This is a genomic window from Pseudonocardia sp. D17 (assembly GCF_036984265.1).
Taxonomy (GTDB): domain Bacteria; phylum Actinomycetota; class Actinomycetes; order Mycobacteriales; family Pseudonocardiaceae; genus Pseudonocardia; species Pseudonocardia benzenivorans.
Map to the genome: position 1 here is coordinate 1 of NZ_BPRG01000112.1, position 2,416 is coordinate 2,416.

Sequence of the window (2,416 nt, forward strand, 5' to 3'; positions counted from 1 at the left end):
ACAGCGCTGATCGTCGACTACATCGACGCCCACAAGGACACCTACGGGGTCGAGCCGATTTGCAGCCAGCTGCAGGTCGCCCCGAGTACCTACTACGCGGCCAAGACCCGCGGACCGTCGGCCAGATCAGTAACCGATGCGGCCAGGTTGAAAGTCATCGGTAAGGTCCACGCCGAGAACTACGGGGTCTACGGGGTCAGCAAGGTCCACGCCGAGATGCTCCGGCAGGGGCACCAGGTCGCGCGCTGCACAGTCCATCGCCTCATGCGCGGCGCGGGGCTACGCGGCATCAGCCGGGCCAAGGGGCCGCGCACCACGATCCCCGGCGCCGGGCCCGACACCCGCCCGGACCTGGTAGACCGCCAGTTCACCGCGACCGCACCGAATCAATTGTGGGTCGCTGACATCACCTACTGCCGGACCTTCGCCGGCTGGGTCTACGCCGCGTTCGTCATCGACGTGTTCTCCCGCCGGGTCGTGGGCTGGCAGGTCTCGAAGTCGCTGCGCACCGACCTTGCGCTGGACGCGCTGGAGATGGGCATCTGGGCCCGCCAGCGCACCGGCAGCGACCTGGCGGGCTTGACCCACCACAGCGACAAGGGCGTTCAGGGCGGAATCAAGTGGTCGTCGCAACACCTTGAGCGAAGAGGTGTGGCATGTCGTCATCGAAGAAGGCGCCCGCGGGTCGTCGGCAGCAGGACGCGGACCGCGCGATCCGACCGGCATTGCGCTCCCCTGGGCGTCCGCCGCCGGCGCGGAGCGTGGAGCGAGAGTTCTGGCGGCTGATCGCCACGGGAGTGACCAGTGACCAGGCCGGGGTGAGGGTGGGCGTGTCGGCGCCGGTGGGGAGTCGATGGTTCCGCCAGGCTGGCGGCATGTCGCCGATCAGCCTGTCCGAGCCGTCGGGCCGCTACCTGTCGTTCGCCGAGCGTGAGGAGATCGCGATCCTGCGTGCCCAAGAGCTCGGGGTTCGGCAGATCGCCAGACGACTGGGCCGAGACCCGGGCACGATCTCGCGAGAACTACGCCGTAACACCGCGACCAGGGCCGGGCAGGTGGTCTACCGGGCCACGGTGGCCCAGTGGAAGGCCGAGCTGGCCGCCCGGCGCCCCAAGGACGCGAAACTAGCGACCAACCCGCGGCTGCGCCGGTACGTCCAGCACCGGTTGGCCGGGACGGTCACCGACGCCGACGGGCGGGCGATTCCCGGTCCCGACGTGACATGGCGCCACCGTCGCCAGGGCCGCCGGGCGGACCGACGATGGGGGACGTCGTGGAGCCCGGAGCAGATCAGTCACCGGTTGCGCCTGGACTTCCCCGACGATGAGTCCATGCGCATCAGCCACGAAACCATCTACCAGTCGCTGTACGTCCAGGGCCGCGGCGCGCTGCGCCGCGAGCTGACCGCGTGCCTGCGTACCGGGCGGGCGCTACGCGAACCGCGGGCACGGACCCAGGCCAAGGGACGCAAGTTCATCACCGACCAAGTGCGCATCTCCGCCCGACCCGCGGAAGTCGAGGACCGCGCCGTTCCCGGCCACTGGGAGGGCGACTTGATCATCGGGCTGGACAAGTCCGCGATCGGCACGCTGGTGGAGCGCACGACCCGCTACACCATGCTGCTCCACCTGCCACGGATGGAAGGCTTCGGCCAGCACCCGCCCGTGAAGAACGGCCCACCGTTAGCCGGCCACGGCGCCGTCGCAGTCCGCGACGCCATCGCCGCAAAGATCGCCACCCTGCCCGCCCATCTACGAGGGTCACTGACCTGGGACCAGGGCAGCGAGATGTCCCAGCACGCCCAGCTCACCATCGACTCCGGGCTCCAGGTCTACTTCTGCGACCCGCACAGCCCCTGGCAGCGCGCCACCAACGAGAACACCAACGGACTGCTGCGCCAGTACTTCCCCAAGGGCACCGACCTGTCCCGGTACGCCGAAGACGACCTCGACGCCGTCGCCCACACCCTGAACACCCGACCACGAAAAACGCTTCAATGGGCTACCCCAGCCGAAGCCCTCGACCGGCTATTCTTGGCCAGTCCGAGCAGCAGTGTTGCGTCGACTCCTTGAACCTAACCAGTACCTCGCGGTTCGCTACACCCAGCGTCTTCACGAAGCCGGCGCGGTGGCATCCGTCGGCTCGACCGGAGACTCCTACGACAACGCCCTGGCCGAGGCGTTCAACTCTCTGTTCAAGGCCGAACTGGTCCGCAACCGCGGTCCTTGGAAGAGCATCGACGACCTCGAGATCGCGATTGCGGAGTACATCGACTGGTTCAACCACCGACGCCTACACGGCGAGATCGGCCTCGTCCCACCCGCCGAGCTCGAAGAAACCTACTACCGTGAGATCAACGTCCCAGCCAGAGCCGAGACGTCAGTTCCGAGCCTCCACTAAACCCGGCACGAGACAG

Annotated in this window: 2 protein-coding genes and 1 pseudogene; all 3 read left to right on the forward strand. The window is 68.0% G+C overall.

Going from position 1 to position 2,416, the window contains the following annotated elements:
• Positions 1-786 (forward strand): IS3 family transposase (locus PSD17_RS18070; protein WP_339123671.1); only part of this gene is annotated, 786 nt, incomplete at its 5' end.
• The gene (locus PSD17_RS18075) at positions 762-2,072 is read left to right on the forward strand and encodes an IS30 family transposase (RefSeq protein ID WP_445261020.1); all 1,311 of its coding nucleotides are present in this window, start codon (positions 762-764) and stop codon (positions 2,070-2,072) included. The genes PSD17_RS18070 and PSD17_RS18075, both read left to right, overlap by 25 nt.
• Before the next feature lie 7 nt (positions 2,073-2,079).
• Positions 2,080-2,400, forward strand: a pseudogene (locus PSD17_RS18080) (integrase core domain-containing protein); the annotation flags it as partial.
• Between the last annotated feature and the right edge of the window lie 16 nt (positions 2,401-2,416).